Annotated in this window: 13 protein-coding genes and 1 pseudogene; 5 read left to right on the top strand and 9 right to left on the bottom strand. The window is 42.6% G+C overall.

Annotation, left to right across the window (positions count from 1 at the left end):
- Nucleotides 1-110: 110 nt before the first annotated feature.
- Entirely contained in the window at nucleotides 111-998 is an 888-nt protein-coding gene (locus tag KCV26_10465) for a hypothetical protein (protein WZX35730.1), read from the bottom strand.
- Nucleotides 999-1,071: 73 nt separating this feature from the next.
- Nucleotides 1,072-2,524, bottom strand: a pseudogene (gene sufB / locus KCV26_10470) (Fe-S cluster assembly protein SufB).
- A 179-nt stretch (nucleotides 2,525-2,703) separates the two neighbouring features.
- On the opposite strand from sufB, the gene KCV26_10475 reads away from it, so the two are divergent.
- Complete coding sequence (locus tag KCV26_10475) at nucleotides 2,704-3,273, top strand: YceI family protein (GenBank protein ID WZX35731.1); 570 nt, start codon at nucleotides 2,704-2,706, stop codon at nucleotides 3,271-3,273.
- A 23-nt stretch (nucleotides 3,274-3,296) separates the two neighbouring features.
- On the opposite strand, the gene KCV26_10480 is transcribed toward KCV26_10475, so the two are convergent.
- The 3 genes from KCV26_10480 to pheS form a co-directional block, all read right to left on the bottom strand.
- Entirely contained in the window at nucleotides 3,297-4,166 is an 870-nt protein-coding gene (locus KCV26_10480) for a DUF3298 domain-containing protein (GenBank protein WZX35732.1), read from the bottom strand.
- Between the two features lie 145 nt (nucleotides 4,167-4,311).
- On the bottom strand, nucleotides 4,312-5,394 hold the full coding sequence (locus KCV26_10485; protein ID WZX35733.1) for a DUF4831 family protein: 1,083 nt from the start codon (nucleotides 5,392-5,394) through the stop codon (nucleotides 4,312-4,314).
- An 84-nt stretch (nucleotides 5,395-5,478) separates the two neighbouring features.
- Complete coding sequence (gene pheS, locus KCV26_10490; protein WZX35734.1) at nucleotides 5,479-6,498, bottom strand: phenylalanine--tRNA ligase subunit alpha; 1,020 nt, start codon at nucleotides 6,496-6,498, stop codon at nucleotides 5,479-5,481.
- A 151-nt stretch (nucleotides 6,499-6,649) separates the two neighbouring features.
- On the opposite strand from pheS, the gene tilS reads away from it, so the two are divergent.
- The 3 genes from tilS to serS all read left to right on the top strand — a co-directional run bounded on the left by tilS (nucleotide 6,650) and on the right by serS (nucleotide 9,624).
- Nucleotides 6,650-7,969, top strand: coding sequence for a tRNA lysidine(34) synthetase TilS (gene tilS / locus KCV26_10495; protein ID WZX35735.1), 1,320 nt, complete (start codon nucleotides 6,650-6,652; stop codon nucleotides 7,967-7,969).
- Between the two features lie 140 nt (nucleotides 7,970-8,109).
- On the top strand, nucleotides 8,110-8,247 hold the full coding sequence (locus KCV26_10500; GenBank protein WZX35736.1) for a hypothetical protein: 138 nt from the start codon (nucleotides 8,110-8,112) through the stop codon (nucleotides 8,245-8,247).
- Nucleotides 8,248-8,352: 105 nt separating this feature from the next.
- Nucleotides 8,353-9,624: a serine--tRNA ligase gene (serS, locus tag KCV26_10505; protein WZX35737.1), complete on the top strand. Its 1,272-nt coding sequence runs from the start codon at nucleotides 8,353-8,355 to the stop codon at nucleotides 9,622-9,624.
- A gap of 3 nt (nucleotides 9,625-9,627) precedes the next feature.
- Here serS and KCV26_10510 read toward each other — a convergent pair whose 3' ends face one another.
- From KCV26_10510 to rhaB, 4 genes are all read right to left on the bottom strand, one after another.
- Nucleotides 9,628-10,527 carry a helix-turn-helix transcriptional regulator gene (locus KCV26_10510; GenBank protein ID WZX35738.1) on the bottom strand — a complete coding sequence of 300 codons (900 nt, stop codon included), beginning with the start codon at nucleotides 10,525-10,527 and terminating at the stop codon, nucleotides 9,628-9,630.
- A gap of 116 nt (nucleotides 10,528-10,643) precedes the next feature.
- Nucleotides 10,644-11,672 (bottom strand): L-rhamnose/proton symporter RhaT, encoded by a 1,029-nt coding sequence (rhaT, locus tag KCV26_10515; GenBank protein ID WZX35739.1) that lies wholly within the window; start codon nucleotides 11,670-11,672, stop codon nucleotides 10,644-10,646.
- Nucleotides 11,673-11,677: 5 nt separating this feature from the next.
- The gene (locus KCV26_10520) at nucleotides 11,678-12,937 is read right to left on the bottom strand and encodes an L-rhamnose isomerase (protein ID WZX35740.1); all 1,260 of its coding nucleotides are present in this window, start codon (nucleotides 12,935-12,937) and stop codon (nucleotides 11,678-11,680) included.
- A 36-nt stretch (nucleotides 12,938-12,973) separates the two neighbouring features.
- The gene (rhaB, locus tag KCV26_10525) at nucleotides 12,974-14,461 is read right to left on the bottom strand and encodes a rhamnulokinase (GenBank protein ID WZX35741.1); all 1,488 of its coding nucleotides are present in this window, start codon (nucleotides 14,459-14,461) and stop codon (nucleotides 12,974-12,976) included.
- Nucleotides 14,462-14,786: 325 nt separating this feature from the next.
- Between rhaB and KCV26_10530 the strand changes: the two genes are divergently transcribed.
- Nucleotides 14,787-16,133 (top strand): 2-oxo acid dehydrogenase subunit E2, encoded by a 1,347-nt coding sequence (locus tag KCV26_10530; protein ID WZX35742.1) that lies wholly within the window; start codon nucleotides 14,787-14,789, stop codon nucleotides 16,131-16,133.
- The last annotated feature ends 7 nt before the right edge of the window (nucleotides 16,134-16,140 follow it).

The raw sequence follows: 16,140 nt of genomic DNA on the forward strand, positions 1-16,140 counted from the left end.
CGGTAAGAATTTTTCAGATTTTTTTGTTTAAACAGCTAATAACAGAGGTAAAATAAATATATTTTATGTGTTTATTTTAACGATCTTGTTTTATTGCGACCGTGAAATAGTTATCGGCGGGAATCAGAACTCCTTCCTGAAGTTGTTTTCTCTCTGTTTCGTGTTGACGTTCCTTCACTCCTTGTTGAAGAACTACGCCCACTTGTGTTCCCGCGCATTTGTGGCTGTACTTTCACCGGTTGACCAATTTCTCCGCCGTAGTAATTCGTTTCTTCGGAACGTCTGGTACTCGTGCGCTGAGTATCGGGTGCCGCCTGTCGGGAAGGCGTTTGCGTGGTACCCGACCGGGATGTGACCATTCTTCCTTCGTCAGCGTTGCCAATTTGTCTGAGTTCTTCAGGCGAAACGGCTGTGCGTTGTGTTATCCGGCGGGTAACTTCCTGCTGTACCCGGCGATCGTCTGTCGAGTATTTGAATTTACGCCCTTCGCGGATACTTCTGTCGCCCCATTCACGTGCGCGGTTTCGTTCTGCTTCTCGCCAATATACTGCCCTGCGCCCGTTTTCGTTGTATCCCCTTACGTACGGGATGTTACTGAAGTCGTAATAATCGATGTAATAATAGCGTGGATAGTGCGAATTGTAATAGTGATGATGCATCCAGGGGGTGTACACACTACGGTTGACGATTACAATAAATGCATTATTCAGGTTGAATGCAGCGTAAATGGGCGGAAGCGTTGGTCCGAAAAGCCAACGTCCGTTATTGAGATATACGAAATTGCGTGTGCCCAGATCGTAGTAGGTTTCAATGTCGGGAAAATAGTAATAGCGCGTTCCAAAGTAATAATCGGGCGCCCATGCCGGATTGTAGTCGTAATAATTGTCGTAGTAATTGTTCTCCGCTGCCCCGTAATAGGAAGTTCCACAGCTTGTGAAACATAGAACCGTGATAAGTGCTATGAGAACGGTTGTTAATTTTGTAATAGCATTTTGCATTTCAGTGTCGGCTTTAAATAGTTATACAGCTAATTAACTTGTCTTCAATCCACAACCCATACATACCCGGAGATTAACCTACACTGCCTTCCAAACTGATCTGCAGCAGCTTTTGCGCTTCCACGGCAAACTCCATAGGAAGTTTATTTACTACTTCTTTCACATATCCGTTCACGATTAATCCTATGGCTTCTTCTTCTCCTAAACCGCGCTGATTGCAGTAAAAAAATCTGATCTTCACTGATTTTTGAAGTAGTGGCTTCGTGTTCCAAAATCGCTGAGGGGTTTTGGATGTCGGTATAAGGAAAAGTGTGGGCTCCGCAATGATCGGTAAGTAACAAACTATCGCATTGTGAGTGGTTTCTTGCGTTGATCGCTTTTTTAGAAACCTTCACCAATCCCCGGTAGCTGTTTTGACTGCTTCCCGCTGAAATTCCTTTGGAGACGATGCGGCTGCGGGTATTTTTGCCCAGGTGGATCATTTTTGTTCCTGTGTCGGCCTGTTGGAAGTTGTTGGTAACGGCAACTGAATAAAACTCCCCTACGGAGTTGTCTCCTGCCATGATACACGAGGGATATTTCCAGGTAATTGCTGAACCAGTTTCAACCTGTGTCCAGGAAATCTTTGAATTATTGCCTTTGCAGATACCGCGTTTCGTAACGAAGTTATAAACTCCGCCCTTACCGTTTTTATCACCCGGATACCAGTTTTGTACCGTCGAATATTTTACTTCGGCATTCTCAAGGGCAATGATCTCCACCACTGCCGCGTGCAGCTGATTTTCGTCACGCATGGGGGCCGTGCATCCTTCCAGATAACTTACGTATGAATTGTCGTCAGCAACAATAAGCGTACGTTCAAACTGGCCTGTGTTTTGCGCATTTATACGGAAATAGGTAGATAATTCCATCGGGCAACGAACTCCTTTCGGGACATACACGAAAGAGCCGTCGCTGAAAACGGCAGAGTTTAATGCTGCATAGAAGTTGTCCTTGTAAGGAACCACGGTAGCCAGGTATTTTTTCACCAGGTCGGGGTGGTTTTTCACGGCTTCACTGAAGGAGCTGAATATAATTCCTTTTTCAGCAAGGACCTCCTTGAAAGTCGTTTTTATGGAGACACTATCCATAACGGCATCTACGGCCACGCCGGTCAGCTGTTTTTGTTCGTTGAGCGGAATACCTAATCGTTCAAATGTTTTCAACAACTCCGGATCTACTTCCTCCAACGATTTTGGAGTCTTTTTTTGAGTCGGATCTGCGTAGTAAATAATTTCCTGAAAATCTATTTCCGGGATATTTAACTGCGCCCAGTCGGGCAGTTTCATTGTCAGCCAATGACGATATGCTTTTAACCGGAATTCCAGTAACCATTCCGGCTCATTTTTTTTCGAAGAAATTAACCGGACAACGTCTTCATTCAGCCCTTTTTCAATTGTATATGTTTCAACGTCCGTGACGAATCCGTATTTGTAATCTTGTGTTGTTAAGTCGGTTAATATCTGATCTTGATCTAATTCCTGCATGATAAATATTGATTATCGATCGCTGTGATCGGTTCTTAATAAAGAAGAGAGCCCAATTCCCCCTCCATGGATAAACAAACTTTGTATGGATTTGTTTACGCAAAATTACATCAATTTCTGAACAAAACCTGTGGTAGGTGGGTTAAAAGGTGGAATTAAATTAAAAAAGGAATAAAACGATGAAAAAAACAGGTTTAACATTTTTAGTATTGTTTTTTATGTTCGGCTTAATGGCCCAAACGAGATATTTGGTGGATAAAGCACATTCTTCCGTCAATTTTAAAGTGAAACATAACGGAATATCTTTTGTCAACGGCAGTTTTAATTCTTTCGAAGGATTTATAGAAGGGGATTTAAACAGCCTGGAGAATGCCAATATTGAGTTTACGGTTGATGCGGAAAGTATTGATACCCGGATTGAGCCGCGTGATAAGCATTTGCGTAGTGCGGATTTTTTCGATGTGGAAAAGTATCCAAAAATGAGTTTTAAAAGTACAGACATCGAGAAAACCGGCGACAAGAGATACAAATTAAACGGTTTGCTTACCGTCAAAGATGTAACAAAACCCGTTACGTTTGAGGTTAAATACGGTGGAAAAATTGTGGGCAGAGACGGTAAGGATATTATCGGCTTTACGGCTAAAAACAGTATCAACCGGTTGGATTATAACGTAGCTTACGATCCTGATTCCAAGGCGATTGCAAAAGATGTAGATCTTGTTCTTTATATGGAGTTTGTCGCCAATTAACTGAATCTTTCAAAAAACTCGGGTCAGCGATGACCTGAGTTTAAAAAGAATTTTTGTGTAACGTTTTCCGGTTTGAGGATAGCCGACAAATCCCCGTAGGGAATGTCAACATTAATTACGCCCATTGAGTAGGGTGCAATCTCGTATTGATTAAATGAGTAGTGAATCCCTTCATGGTCCAGCCAAAAATTGTTGTTCGGAAAAACTTCGTCCAGATTAAAAAAACCTAAGCTGATTAAGGAATCAGGAACGCTGACATTGTATTGATCCATCAATCTGTTAATTATGATTTCTGCGAGTGGCTTTTTATAATTGGACACAAAGATGTCCTCTTCCGAAACAGTAACCAATTCACCCAGATCGATGTTCGTATAAGTAATTCTGTACGAGCCGTGTGCACCACCGGTATAATCACTATATTCTATAGCGTAACTCAGCAGTGAATCGTTTTGAAACATCACTTTATTGGTGTTGTACATATAATACCAGTACCACATAGGTATCTCACCTTTTGGAAGTCGGCTCTTTTCGGAATAATAGGTGTTTGACAGCGACTTATATTCCTCTTTGTAACCGGAAACATATGCCTTAACAGCTTCTTGCGGAGAAAGGGTGTCGAGGTGGAGGCTGTTGAAAAATGTACCGATAAAGATTTGTTGCAAACGGGCAAGGTCTTCCTTGTTGCCAAACTTTACCGGATAAGTAAAGCTTATTTTAACATCGGCAAAAGGCAATGTTGTGTCGTTCGTTTCGAGTAGGGGTATCTGGTCTTTAATCACGATACTGTCAAAAACTATTTTTGTGGAAATTTGTGCGGTCTTTTTGCAGGAAAACAATGTGCACAAAAGTAAGAAAAACAAAATAGCAACGGGAAGAAAAATATTTTTTCTCATATCTAAATTATTTGTTGGGACTGCCAATAAAAATTCTTACCCTGCAGTCTCTGGTTTTCCACCTTTATATCCATGCGTCAGGTCTGAACAAAATACCTTTTTCCGGCAATGTCCTTGACGCCGGCAGGATGAATAGGGTGTCTGATTACTGAATAATCTGCTTTATAGCACCCAGATCGGGATAGAAAACTACCTTAATGGGTTGTTTCATATTGTCGAACATTTTTTTGGCAAGTACATCCTTTGTGCCAAACTGAACGATATCTGTTTCCATATTTTTCAACGTTTTGTTCCTGAACTCCAGTGTGAGTTGCGCTTTTCCTGGAACATTATACACTACTCCTTCGGAGAGTTTTTTTGCGAGGCGTTCTTTATCTTTGTCGGTAAGAATGGTCTCTGCTTTCTGTGTTTTACTTCTCAGTGTCAGGTAAATGGGAGCCCCGGCAAGATTATCAGCATCCACAGGACCAAGTTTTTCGGAAAACCTGCCAATAATCCTTTTATCAATATCTTTTTCTGTGGGGATAACCACAATTTCTTTGGTGAAATATTCAGTTTGTGTACTTCCCGAAAACATTTCAGTCAATGCTTTTTCCTGATTGTTTATTTGCTCCATAACTACTTTGTAGGCTTCACCGTCGGGCGGCATATTATCGGCTTCGCCGATCAGGATATCGTTTCGGCTTCGCCGTAGCTCAAAAATCTGTTTCGAGACCAATTCTGCCTGCTTGGCTGTTGAACCCGCCATCAGCGTTTCTTCCGACAAAAACCTTCTCGGGTTTAGCGGAGCGGGAGATGGCTCAGGAACGTCGAAAGAAGGTGTTTTTTCTGATTCAGGGTCTGTGTTTATGGTAGAAATCAGTCCGTCTTGTGTGAGATGAACGTAAGGCGCGATTGAGTTAGGCCTGAAGATTACCATAAACGAATTATCCTTGTCGGCGACTCCTCGGTTCGTTACCATTACATCTTCAAGTGTAAATTCGGTTCTGCTTTCGGTGATAGGATCAATACTCAAGTATCGTTGTGCGAACTGATAAAACTCACCGCGATTGTAAACCGTTTTTTTTACTTTCAGCGTTACCACCAGAGATGTTTTCGGCAATGAATAGATTACCCCGTAGTCGTTGGCTTTGATGGCATTCATTCTCACGGTTTGCTGAGCCTGCATGCTAACTGCAGGGAGTAAAACAATTAAAGCGGACAATACAAGACGTTTTATTTTTATCATATCATTTATTGTTTTATGATATTCAATTGTTTAGTTGAATAGTTTCCCGACACTACGAATAGCGGCCATATTGAATTTTAAAGTCTAATGTGCTGCCTGAAATTGCTTAAGGAAACTCAAATCGTTTTCCGAAAACATCCGCAGGTCTTTTACCTGGTATTTCAGGTTTGTAATACGCTCAATACCCATTCCAAGAGCGTATCCGGTGTAGACCCTACTATCTATTCCGCAATTATCCAATACATTGGGGTCAACCATGCCGCATCCCAGGATTTCCACCCAACCGGTATATTTGCAGAATGGGCAACCTTCACCTCCACATAGGTTACAGGAGATATCCATTTCTGCACTGGGTTCTGTAAACGGGAAATAAGAAGGACGAAGCCGGATTTTTGTTTCGTTACCAAACATTTCTTTGGCAAAGAAAAGCAACGCCTGTTTCAAATCGGCAAACGATACATCTTTGTCTACGTATAATGCTTCCACCTGATGGAAAAAACAATGTGCCCTGTACGAGATAGCTTCGTTCCTATAAACTCTCCCCGGACAAATAATGCGGATGGGCGGTTGCGTTTTCTCCATTACGCGAGTCTGGACAGATGAAGTGTGTGTGCGTAAAACAATATCCGGGTTGCTTTCGATAAAGAATGTGTCCTGCATATCTCGTGCAGGATGGTCTTCTGCGAAGTTAAGTGAAGAAAAAACATGCCAGTCGTCTTCCACTTCCGGCCCTTCGGCGATGGAAAATCCCAGACGTTTAAAAATATCACAAATTTCTTCTTTCACAATCGATATCGGATGACGTGCTCCGAGAGCAACCGGATAAGCCGTCCGGGTCAGGTCGATATCCACGTTTTTTTCTTTGTTGCCGTTAAACATCTCTTTCAACGAAAGAATTTTTTCCTGGGCTTTCTGTTTCAGCTCGTTCAGCTTCATACCCACTTCGCGTTTTTGTTCGGGGGCAACGTTTCTGAAATCGTCCATCAGCACAGAAATGATGCCCTTTTTGCTTAAGTATTTGATGCGTAATGCTTCCAGTTCATCGGCATCCGATGCTGAAAATTGATCTATTTCAGAAAGAAGGGAGTGAATTTTATCTAACATACGATCTTTATTGTCTTTAATTTTATGCAAAAATACATTTTTCTTGGCTATTTACCTTGATTTTGAAGAAAGAAATCATTTCCCGCAATTTTTGAAAAACATATCGTATTTTTGCATTTACAAAAAATACCTGTTCGTATATCTTGAGCCGATGCTTCAGAAAATAAAATCCTATATTGCCCAAAAACGTTTGTTGGAGAACGATAATGTGTTGATTACGGGGCTTAGTGGGGGCGCTGACTCCATGGCTTTACTGGATATAATGACTTTATTGGGTTACCGGTGTATTGCTGCACATTGTAATTTCCATCTTCGGGGAGAAGAATCGGAGGAGGATGCCCGCTTTGTAAAGAAATGGTGTAAGGAGAGTGATATTGAATTTACAACCATCGACTTCGATACCCGGCAATATGCCGCCGATAAAAAAATTTCCATCGAGATGGCAGCACGTGAATTGCGTTACGCCTGGTTTGAAATAGTGAGGAAACAATTTAATGCCGATGCAATTGCCGTAGCTCATCACAAGGATGATTCGGTGGAAACGGTACTGATGAATTTAATCCGCGGTACGGGAATAAGTGGATTTAGCGGAATTTCGCCCCAAAACGGAAAAGTTATCCGTCCGATGCTTTGTGTCTCCCGGGTCGAAATCGAAAATTACCTGGTGGAACGTCAAATCCCTTTCAGGACTGACAGTACCAATCTCGAAGATATTTATACCCGGAATCACATACGGTTAAATGTTTTGCCGATGTTGCAGAAAATCAATCCGTCAGTCAACGAAACCATTTTCCGTACTGCTGAAAACTTGGCCGAAGCAGAGAAAATATATAAAAAAGCAGTTCATGCGGATATTGAAGTTGTTTTGAAAAATAACAGAATAGATATTGAGGCGCTAAAACTATCCGCTTCCCCCTTATCGGTTTTGTTTGAGATCCTGTCACCTTTAGGGTTTCATCCTGCCGTGATCGATGATGTGAAGGCTGGATTGGATGCTTCGCCGGGGAAGCAGTTTTTTTCACCTACACATCGGTTGATAAAAGATCGTACGTGTTTCCTAATCGATAAAATAAAAAAAACGGAGTCCGATGACCCAATCTATTTTATCGATGCGGTATCGCAAGAAATATCCACTCCGGTAAATTTAGCTATTAAATTAACAGGTGTACCGAAACTAATCGATAAAAAGAGTCGTATGTTATATGCCGATGTCGCTAAGCTGCAGTTCCCCCTCAAGTTGCGGAAATGGCAAGCCGGCGACAGGTTTATTCCCTTTGGAATGAAAGGCAAAAAGAAGTTGAGTGATTTTTTCACTGATCAGAAATTTAACCTGAAAGAAAAGGAAGAAACATGGCTTTTGCTTTCGGGTGAGGAGGTGGTTTGGGTTGTGGGGCATCGGGCGGATAACCGGTTTAAAATTACACCAGCGACTGAACGTGTTTTGCAAATTGAGTTAAAAACGATGAAATAGCTTTAATAAAACTATTTTCAGGATAATTCTCACCCTTATTTTTTGACGAAAAGGTATTTTTATGTAACTTCATAGCGGAAAAATTGATTTTGTTTAAACACAAAAGCAGATAAAACGGTTATAACTAAAAAACTACGATAATGAAAAATAGTGTATTTAAGGATATCTTGGTGGTGGCAGCCTTTTCGGCAGTTTCATATATTGTGATGCGAAACTACCAGAGAAAGAAAAGGAGAGACCGTCAAATGAGGGATTTTGTTCATTTCCAATTGTTCTGATTGCCGCTTTACCGGTAAATATATTTTGTGTTACAACTGTTTCGGCGCGAGAATTTTTGCTACCTTTGCATATTCTCAGTCAAAATAGTTGAAACTGTTTTTTTTATGCTTACACTCAAAGTAATAAACGAAGATCGCGAAGAAGTCATTCGCAAACTTGCCAAAAAAAGATTCGCCGCTGAAGATATAATTAATCAAATTGTGGCGTTAGACGAAACACGTCGTAGTTCTCAAACTCTTCTGGATAGTCAGTTGTCGGAGATCAACCTCCTGTCGAAGTCGATCGGAGGGCTGATGAAAGAAGGCAAGAAGGCTGAAGCGGAAATTGCCAAGCAACAAGTTTCCGAACTGAAGGAGCTTTCCAAACTTAATGAAGCCGGGCTGAGAGAAACTGAAGCAGCTATTCAAAATTTGTTGGTTATTATTCCTAATTTACCGCACGATTCGGTGCCTGAAGGTAAATCTGCCGAAGATAATCTTGTAGAGCGTTCGGGAGGAAACATTCCGCAACTCTCTACTGACGCTCTTCCTCATTGGGAGCTGGCAAAAAAATATGACCTGATAGACTTTGAATGGGGGGTGAAGATTACCGGTGCCGGGTTTCCTGTTTACAAAGCCAAAGGTAGTCGCCTGCAGCGCGCACTCATTAATTTCTTTCTTGACAATGCCCGTGATGCCGGATTTGTTGAAATTCAGCCGCCTTATGTCGTAAATGCGGCATCTGGCTTTGCGACTGGGCAGTTACCCGATAAGGAAGGACAAATGTATCATGTAGGATTAGACGATTTGTACCTGATACCAACGGCTGAGGTGCCGGTTACCAATCTTTACCGAGACGTGATTTTGGATGAAAAGGATCTGCCGGTAAAGAATACGGCTTATTCTGCTTGTTTTCGCCGTGAGGCAGGATCCTACGGAAAAGATGTGCGCGGATTGAACCGTTTGCATCAGTTTGATAAAGTAGAAATTGTGTGTATTGACAAGCCTGAAAATTCGTATCAGCGGTTGGATGAGATGGTCTGTTATGTGCAAACTTTGGTGGAAAAGTTAGGACTCCCCTGGCGCATTTTACGTCTTTGTGGCGGTGATATGGGATTCACATCGGCGCTTACGTTCGACTTTGAAGTCTATTCCGCGGCACAACAGAGGTGGTTGGAAGTGAGTTCCGTGTCTAATTTCGAGAGTTACCAGGCAAATCGGCTGAAATGCCGATACCGCAACGAGGATCGAAAAACACAACTATGCCATACCCTCAACGGGAGCGCACTGGCTTTGCCACGTATCGTTGCCGCACTTCTGGAAAACAACCAAACCCCAGAAGGAATAATTATACCGGCTGCATTGGTGCCTTATACAGGATTTGCGGTGATTGATTAATTATTATTTATCGTTGCCGTTTAATTTGCGGTATTCAGAAGGAGTTATCCTGACCCGTTGTTTGAAAAAGGATAAAAAATATTCGATGGAGCTGAAATTGAGCTCATAGGCAATTTCCTTGATAGGTAAACTTGTTTCCGTCAACAGTTCTTTTGCTTTTCGGAGTTTCAATTCCTGAAAATATTGTGCGGGCGGATAGCCCGTATATTCTTTGAAAAATTTTCTGAACCAGGAATAGCTTGTTCCCAGATTTGATGCAATTTCCTTTACATCGATGTCTTTATGGATGTTTTCTCTCATGATGATCTTGGCACGTTCAATTACTTGTGTCGATTCATTAGCATCATAACTTTTGTTTTGAGAAAGTGATAAAATCATTCCTAAGATGTGAAAAGCTATTCCGGCGAGATACTGTTGGGCCGATTTTTTGTCTTCCTTGGCAACTCTGATAGCGGTTAAAAACAGATTGATAAGCTCTTCGTTCGTACCAATATCTAAAACCTGATTTTGTTCTGAAATAAAGCTCTTTTCGATTACAGAGTCGATTATACTTCCTTCAAAACCAATATAATACTCGTTCCATCCCGTTTCTTTTACGGGTTGATACGAGTGCCACTGTCCTGGAAAAAGGACCATTACCTGACCCTTTTCAATGGATGTTTTTTTTGTCGTGGCAGATGAAAAAACCCCTCTCCCTTTACAGATGTAAACAAATTGATACTCAGATAGTATTCTCCCTTTCTGGGGGTTAAAATAATAACTTTTGGGGTGGTCGGTGGAAGGATATAATGTGTTGGGTGCAATGTGCGAAAAACCAACAGTATTTACTGTTAATCCAAATTCTTTATCTTTCTCGCTGACCAACAAGTATTTAAAATCTATACCCAAGTCGTTGTATCTCATTTTTTCTGTTTTTGTGGTATGTAGCTTTTCTTTTTTTTACAAATTTACAAAAAAAAATGAAGCACAATGCAAACTCAATTGATTGCATTGTGCTTCTGAAAAAATGAGAGAATGAATTAGAATAGATTTGGAATTATTAAAGAAAATATTAAGACGGCCATGCCGATGACAAGAAATGTGACGGCTTTTTTACCGGCTCCTTTCCATTCTTTCAGAATAATACCCCACACATTACTGAAAACAACGTTTAAGGACATCAGGATGCTCCAGGAGAATGCCATCATCACACTGCCCGGTTCAAAAAAACTTTGCCCCATCCCTAATCCGAAGAACTGAGAATACCAGAGTAAACCGGCCAAGGCACAGAAGAGAAGGTTGTTAACAAGTACCGATTTGGATGTTTTCCGAATTTCCCCACTGGTCTTGTTTTTCGAATTCATGTACAGGCAATAGACCAGATTAGTGAAAAAACCGCCAATCGTCACCAAAAGTGTTACGGGGTTTTGAGCGAAAATTTCTTTTGCCCCCGCTGCAATAGCGGCTTCCTTTATCGGAATTCCGGCACTCAGGCCTAAACTGAAACAAGCACTCATTACTCCGGCAAACAACGCTATCAGCAACCCTTTTTTTAGGGCAAAGTCTTTTATAGCTTTCCTGCGTTCTTCTTCCGACATGTTTTTAGAGCGTAAACTGCCGGCGTATCCAACCAATGCAATCCCCACTAGGGTTACAACAACGGCCAGTAACAGAACCAACCCTTTTGGTGAAAAGAGATTATCCCCGGCAAGAACAGCAGGGATTAGCGTTCCAAATCCAGCACATGTTCCCAAAGCAACAGATTGGCCAAGTGCAATTCCCAGGTACCGCATGCTAAGCCCGAAAGTTAATCCACCAATCCCCCACAAAGCGCCGTATCCAATCGATTGTAGCGCTGCACCGGAATTTGCAGAATAAACCTGTACCAACTCCGGAAGGGAATTTGCTAGAAATGCTCCTAAAACTGGAAAAATAAGCCAGGCGAAAACTCCTTGCACCAACCAGAAATTTTCCCACGACCAATTTTTAACTTTGTTGATAGGAACGTAGGAGCTTGACTGCCCCATACTTCCTATCGCTATAATAATCAGACCAATAATGGTGTTCATTCTGCTTATCTTTTAGAGGTTACTTCCGATTCGTAACTTTCAATTTCTTTAATGTATTCGTTTCCAACGGGAACACCTTGTTGCAGGCAATAATAGTTGTAAACGGCATTCCAAGGCATGGCCTTCAGCTCTTCCAGATAAGCCAGACGCTGAAAATTATTGTCTTGATTCTCGTACTCACGCAGTTTTTCAGTCGGCTCTAAAAGCGCTTGTAATAAAGCTTTTTGGGTAGACCGGATTCCAACAACATATGCGCCAATACGATTGATGGATGCATCGAAATAATCCAACCCGATATGTATTTTTTCCATCTGTCCGGAACGTACTATTTCTTGTGTTAACTCCAGCAATGCGTCGTTCAGGATTACTACATGGTCGCTGTCCCAACGTTCTGGGCGGCTCACGTGCAGGGTAATTTCAGGAACAAAAAGCAACACGGAAGAAATTTTATCTGCAATTCCTTCGGTCGGATGGAAATGTCCTGCATCTAGCGTTAACAACATGTTGTTTTTAACGGCATATCCCATGTAAAACTCATGAGAACCTACCACATAGCTTTCGCTGCCAATACCAAAAAGTTTGCACTCAACACTATCTTTCAGGTATTCAGTGCTGATTTTTTCTGCCAATACCTCGTCCAGAGATTCTTTCAGCAGTTGCCTGTGTTGTATGCGGGATACGCTCTTGTCTTTTTCCCCATCGTGGATCCAGATATTGTGAACACATGCATCCCCTTGTTGACGGCCCATTTCTTCTCCAATACGGCGGCAACGGCGTAAGTGTTCTTTCCAGAAGTTGCGAATTTCCGGGTCGAAACTTGAAAGTGAATAATTGCCGCTTTTTGAATGAGAGAAAAAGGTAGAATTAAAATCCAGTTTAGCACCAGTTTCCTTTGCCCAATTCATCCATGTTTGAAAATGTTTGGGCTCAATCTGGTCCCTATCTACCAATTTACCTCCGAAATCACCGTAGATCGCATGTAAACTTAAGCGATGTTTTCCAGGAATCAGATTCAACACTTTCCCGATGTCTTTTTTTAATTCATCAATCGTTCTGGCTTTGCCCGGATAGTTCCCTGTTGTTTGGATTCCTCCGGTCAGTTCTCCGTCGGGATTTTCAAAGCCCAACACGTCGTCGGCTTGCCAGCAGTGAATGGAAATAGATACACTGTTTAGCTTCTCAATGGCTTTTTCCACATCAACTCCAAGTGCAGCGTATTGTTCTTTTGCAGCGGCAAACTCTTTTTTAATTTGTTCTTCTTTCATGATTTTTTTTTATTGTTCATTTAACTGATTTATGTTTTATATCTCTTTGAAAAAATTTAAATATTCGGTATAATGTTTGTCCCACAGGCTGGTGTCCTGAGGCTCGAATCTCGTAAGGTCAACGGAGTTTCTAACCATTTTTCGCATATCGTTTTTGTCCGCCACTAGTCCGACAGCTTTTGCCTGAAGCAATATGTTCCCAATGGCCGTAGCTTCCGACGGTCCGGCAACCACAGCTATTCCGATAGCGTTTGCAGTGAATCTGTTCAGCATATTGTTTTGTGACCCTCCTCCGATAATATGTAAGGTGTCAATGGGAAAATCGGCCAGGCTTTTCAGGTTCCCGAGTACCTGTTTATACCGGAAAGCCAGGCTTTCGTAAATACACCGGGCAATTTCTCCTATGCTCTGTGGAACAAACTGTTGGGTTTTTTTGCAATAGTTTTGTATTTCATCAATCATTGATTCAGGGCTCGCAAAACAGGATGCGTCAGGATTAATGAAGCATTTAAAAGGGTCAGCCTGAGTAGCCTCAAGCACTATTTCGTCGTAAGAGACATCTTTTTCTTTTGTCCATTCTTTTCTGCATTGTTCAATAAGCCACATGCCGCAGATGTTTTTCAATAAACGGATAGAGCCGTCAGCTCCACCTTCGTTGGTGAAATTCAGTGAAAAAGTTTCCTCACTCACAACAGGTTCTTTCGATTCGATTCCCATCAGCGACCAGGTGCCCGAGCTCAAATAGGCGAAGTTTTCATTTTCAGCCGGAGTAGCCATGACTGCCGACGCCGTATCGTGTCCTGCTACGGCAATAACCGGAACAGCTCCCAGGTGGGTTTGTTTTTGCGCGGATTCTGACAATGTGCCGATTAGTGTTCCCGGAAAGACAATCGGCGCAAAATTATCTTTAGATAGATTTAACGCCTGTAACAGCTCTTCGTCAAAAGAACGTGTGAAAGGATTCAACAGTTGAGATGTAGACGCTATCGTATATTCCGTAACCATCTTGTTTGTCAATAGGTAAGACAAAGCATCGGGCATAAACAAAAACTTGTCCGTTACGGGATAGATGGGGTTGTTATCTTCGTGTTGAGTAAATAGCTGAAAAAGTGAATTGAAATTCATGATCTGAATTCCGGTTTTCAGGTAGGTATCCTTTTTCGATAAAACCTTATTGAAAAAATTTTCTGGAGCAGTGAATGTGCGTGAATCGCGATAGCTGTAGGGCATACGAAGGGGTTCCCCGTCTTTGCCGAAAGACACGAAATCCACGCCCCAGGTGTCAATTCCAACAGATGCTATTTCAATACCTTGGTGTTGAATGTCTTTTAAAGATTTCACTATCTCACCATACAGATGAAATAAGTCCCAGTATAATCTGCCGTTGATGTCGATAATCGGATTTGCAAAACGATTGACTTCTTTCAACTCTAACCGGTTGTTTTTGATTGTACCCAAAATGGCTCGTCCGCTTGTTGCACCTAGATCGATAGCTAAAAAAGAGGTTAGTTTGCTTTCATTCATGATGAGGCTAAATAATATAAAAAGTTACAGTTCACAAAAATAAGAATAAGAACGGTAAGTAAAAATAATAAAAATGATTTTGTTGCTGTATTATTTGATATTTTATGACAAAAAATACAGTACAAAAATCAATAATTACATTGATTAAGAAAGAAAACCCTCTATTTTTGCAACATCAAAAGTTGACCATTATTAGCATTATTTTATTTAATTTTTTTTTTGGATACTTTAGTTAATATGGGTAACTTTGTGTCAGCATAGTGTGGGATACTTAATACTGTGTTATAAATCAATTATTGAAGAGCTTTCTAAAATCAAAAAAAATATGGCAATAGTGGTTATTATGCCCAAGCAGGGGCAGTCGGTCGAGAGTTGTATTATCGGCTCAATAAACAAGAAAAAAGGGGATAATGTAAAGAAAGGCGAAGTCCTTTTTTCCTATGAAACGGATAAAGCCTCCTTCGAGGAGGAATCCCCTTCGGACGGAGTGGTTCTCGAGTGTTTTTACCGGGAGGGTGATGAGGTGCCTGTCCTGGGAAACATGATGATTATCGGTGAGCCCGGCGAGGATTATTCCGCTTTGCTGCAAGGCAGTCCGGAGCCCGGGTCCGATAGCGGTAGCGAGGAGTCGATAACTGCAAGACAGGAAACCGTAAGCGCCGGGCCTGAAAATAACGCCCCGCAGAAGCTCGAATCCCGGAACGCAGGACCCGGAACCCGTTTCATTTCTCCCCGGGCCAAAAACCTCGCCTCAAAGGAAGCGGTCGATACCGCAGCGATAAGCGGGTCAGGGCCCCAGGGACGCATCCTGGAAAAAGACGTCCTGTCAACCCTGGAAAATCGTCCGAAAATGACTCCCCTGGCAAAAAAGATTGCCTCGCAGGAAAACCTGCAGCCACAATCGGGCACCGGCTTGGCGGGGACAGCCCGGTCCGCCGATTTGATTCCCTCGCTGAATACTGTCTACGCCAACGACTTTGAGGACAGGAAGCTCTCCAACATGCGCAAGCTCATTGCAAGAGCCATGCACGCTTCACTGCAAAACTCGGCGCAGCTTACCCACCACCTGGGTGCCGACGCGCGCCGGATCCTTGAGCTCCGGAAACAGGTCAAAGCGGATGTGGAAGCCCGGAAGCTATCGGCAAACATCACGCTGAACGACATGGTTTGCCATGCCGTGATCAAGGCCCTGAAGAAGTTCCCCAACGTCAATTCGCAATTTCTGGGCGACAGCATGCGCCTTTTCAACAAGGTGCATCTCGGGCTGGCGGTGGACACTGAACGTGGCCTGATGGTGCCGGTGGTGAAGAATGCCGATGACCTGTCGATCGTGGGGCTCTCAAACCAGCTGAAAGAGGTGGCGAACGCCTGCAAGGCGGGCAGCGTGAATCCGGATATCCTTTCCGCCGAGGCCGGTTCGTTCACCGTGTCCAACCTGGGGAATTACGGAGTGGAGATCTTCACTCCCGTTATTAACCTGCCGCAATCCGCCATATTGGGGGTAAACACGATAGTTCCGCGTCCGAAAGACCTGGGTGACGGGGTTTATGCCTTTGTTCCCTACATCGGCCTGAGCCTCACGTACGACCACCGGGCGCTTGACGGCGGGGAAGCCACACGCTTCCTGAAGCAGATTGCCCTGGAAATAGAAAATCTTGAAATCGATTATTAATCTAAAA

Source organism: Petrimonas sulfuriphila (assembly GCA_038561985.1).
Classification (GTDB): domain Bacteria; phylum Bacteroidota; class Bacteroidia; order Bacteroidales; family Dysgonomonadaceae; genus Petrimonas; species Petrimonas sulfuriphila.

Coding starts and splice junctions, on each gene's coding strand:
- KCV26_10530 (WZX35742.1), top strand. CDS start 14,787: ATGGCAATAGTGGTTATTATGCCCAAGCAGGGGCAGTCGGTCGAGAGT.
- KCV26_10500 (WZX35736.1), top strand. CDS start 8,110: ATGAAAAATAGTGTATTTAAGGATATCTTGGTGGTGGCAGCCTTTTCG.
- KCV26_10510 (WZX35738.1), bottom strand. CDS start 10,527: ATGAGATACAACGACTTGGGTATAGATTTTAAATACTTGTTGGTCAGC.
- tilS (WZX35735.1), top strand. CDS start 6,650: ATGCTTCAGAAAATAAAATCCTATATTGCCCAAAAACGTTTGTTGGAG.
- rhaT (WZX35739.1), bottom strand. CDS start 11,672: ATGAACACCATTATTGGTCTGATTATTATAGCGATAGGAAGTATGGGG.
- serS (WZX35737.1), top strand. CDS start 8,353: ATGCTTACACTCAAAGTAATAAACGAAGATCGCGAAGAAGTCATTCGC.
- rhaB (WZX35741.1), bottom strand. CDS start 14,461: ATGAATGAAAGCAAACTAACCTCTTTTTTAGCTATCGATCTAGGTGCA.
- KCV26_10475 (WZX35731.1), top strand. CDS start 2,704: ATGAAAAAAACAGGTTTAACATTTTTAGTATTGTTTTTTATGTTCGGC.
- KCV26_10480 (WZX35732.1), bottom strand. CDS start 4,166: ATGAGAAAAAATATTTTTCTTCCCGTTGCTATTTTGTTTTTCTTACTT.
- KCV26_10465 (WZX35730.1), bottom strand. CDS start 998: ATGCAAAATGCTATTACAAAATTAACAACCGTTCTCATAGCACTTATC.
- KCV26_10520 (WZX35740.1), bottom strand. CDS start 12,937: ATGAAAGAAGAACAAATTAAAAAAGAGTTTGCCGCTGCAAAAGAACAA.
- KCV26_10485 (WZX35733.1), bottom strand. CDS start 5,394: ATGATAAAAATAAAACGTCTTGTATTGTCCGCTTTAATTGTTTTACTC.
- pheS (WZX35734.1), bottom strand. CDS start 6,498: ATGTTAGATAAAATTCACTCCCTTCTTTCTGAAATAGATCAATTTTCA.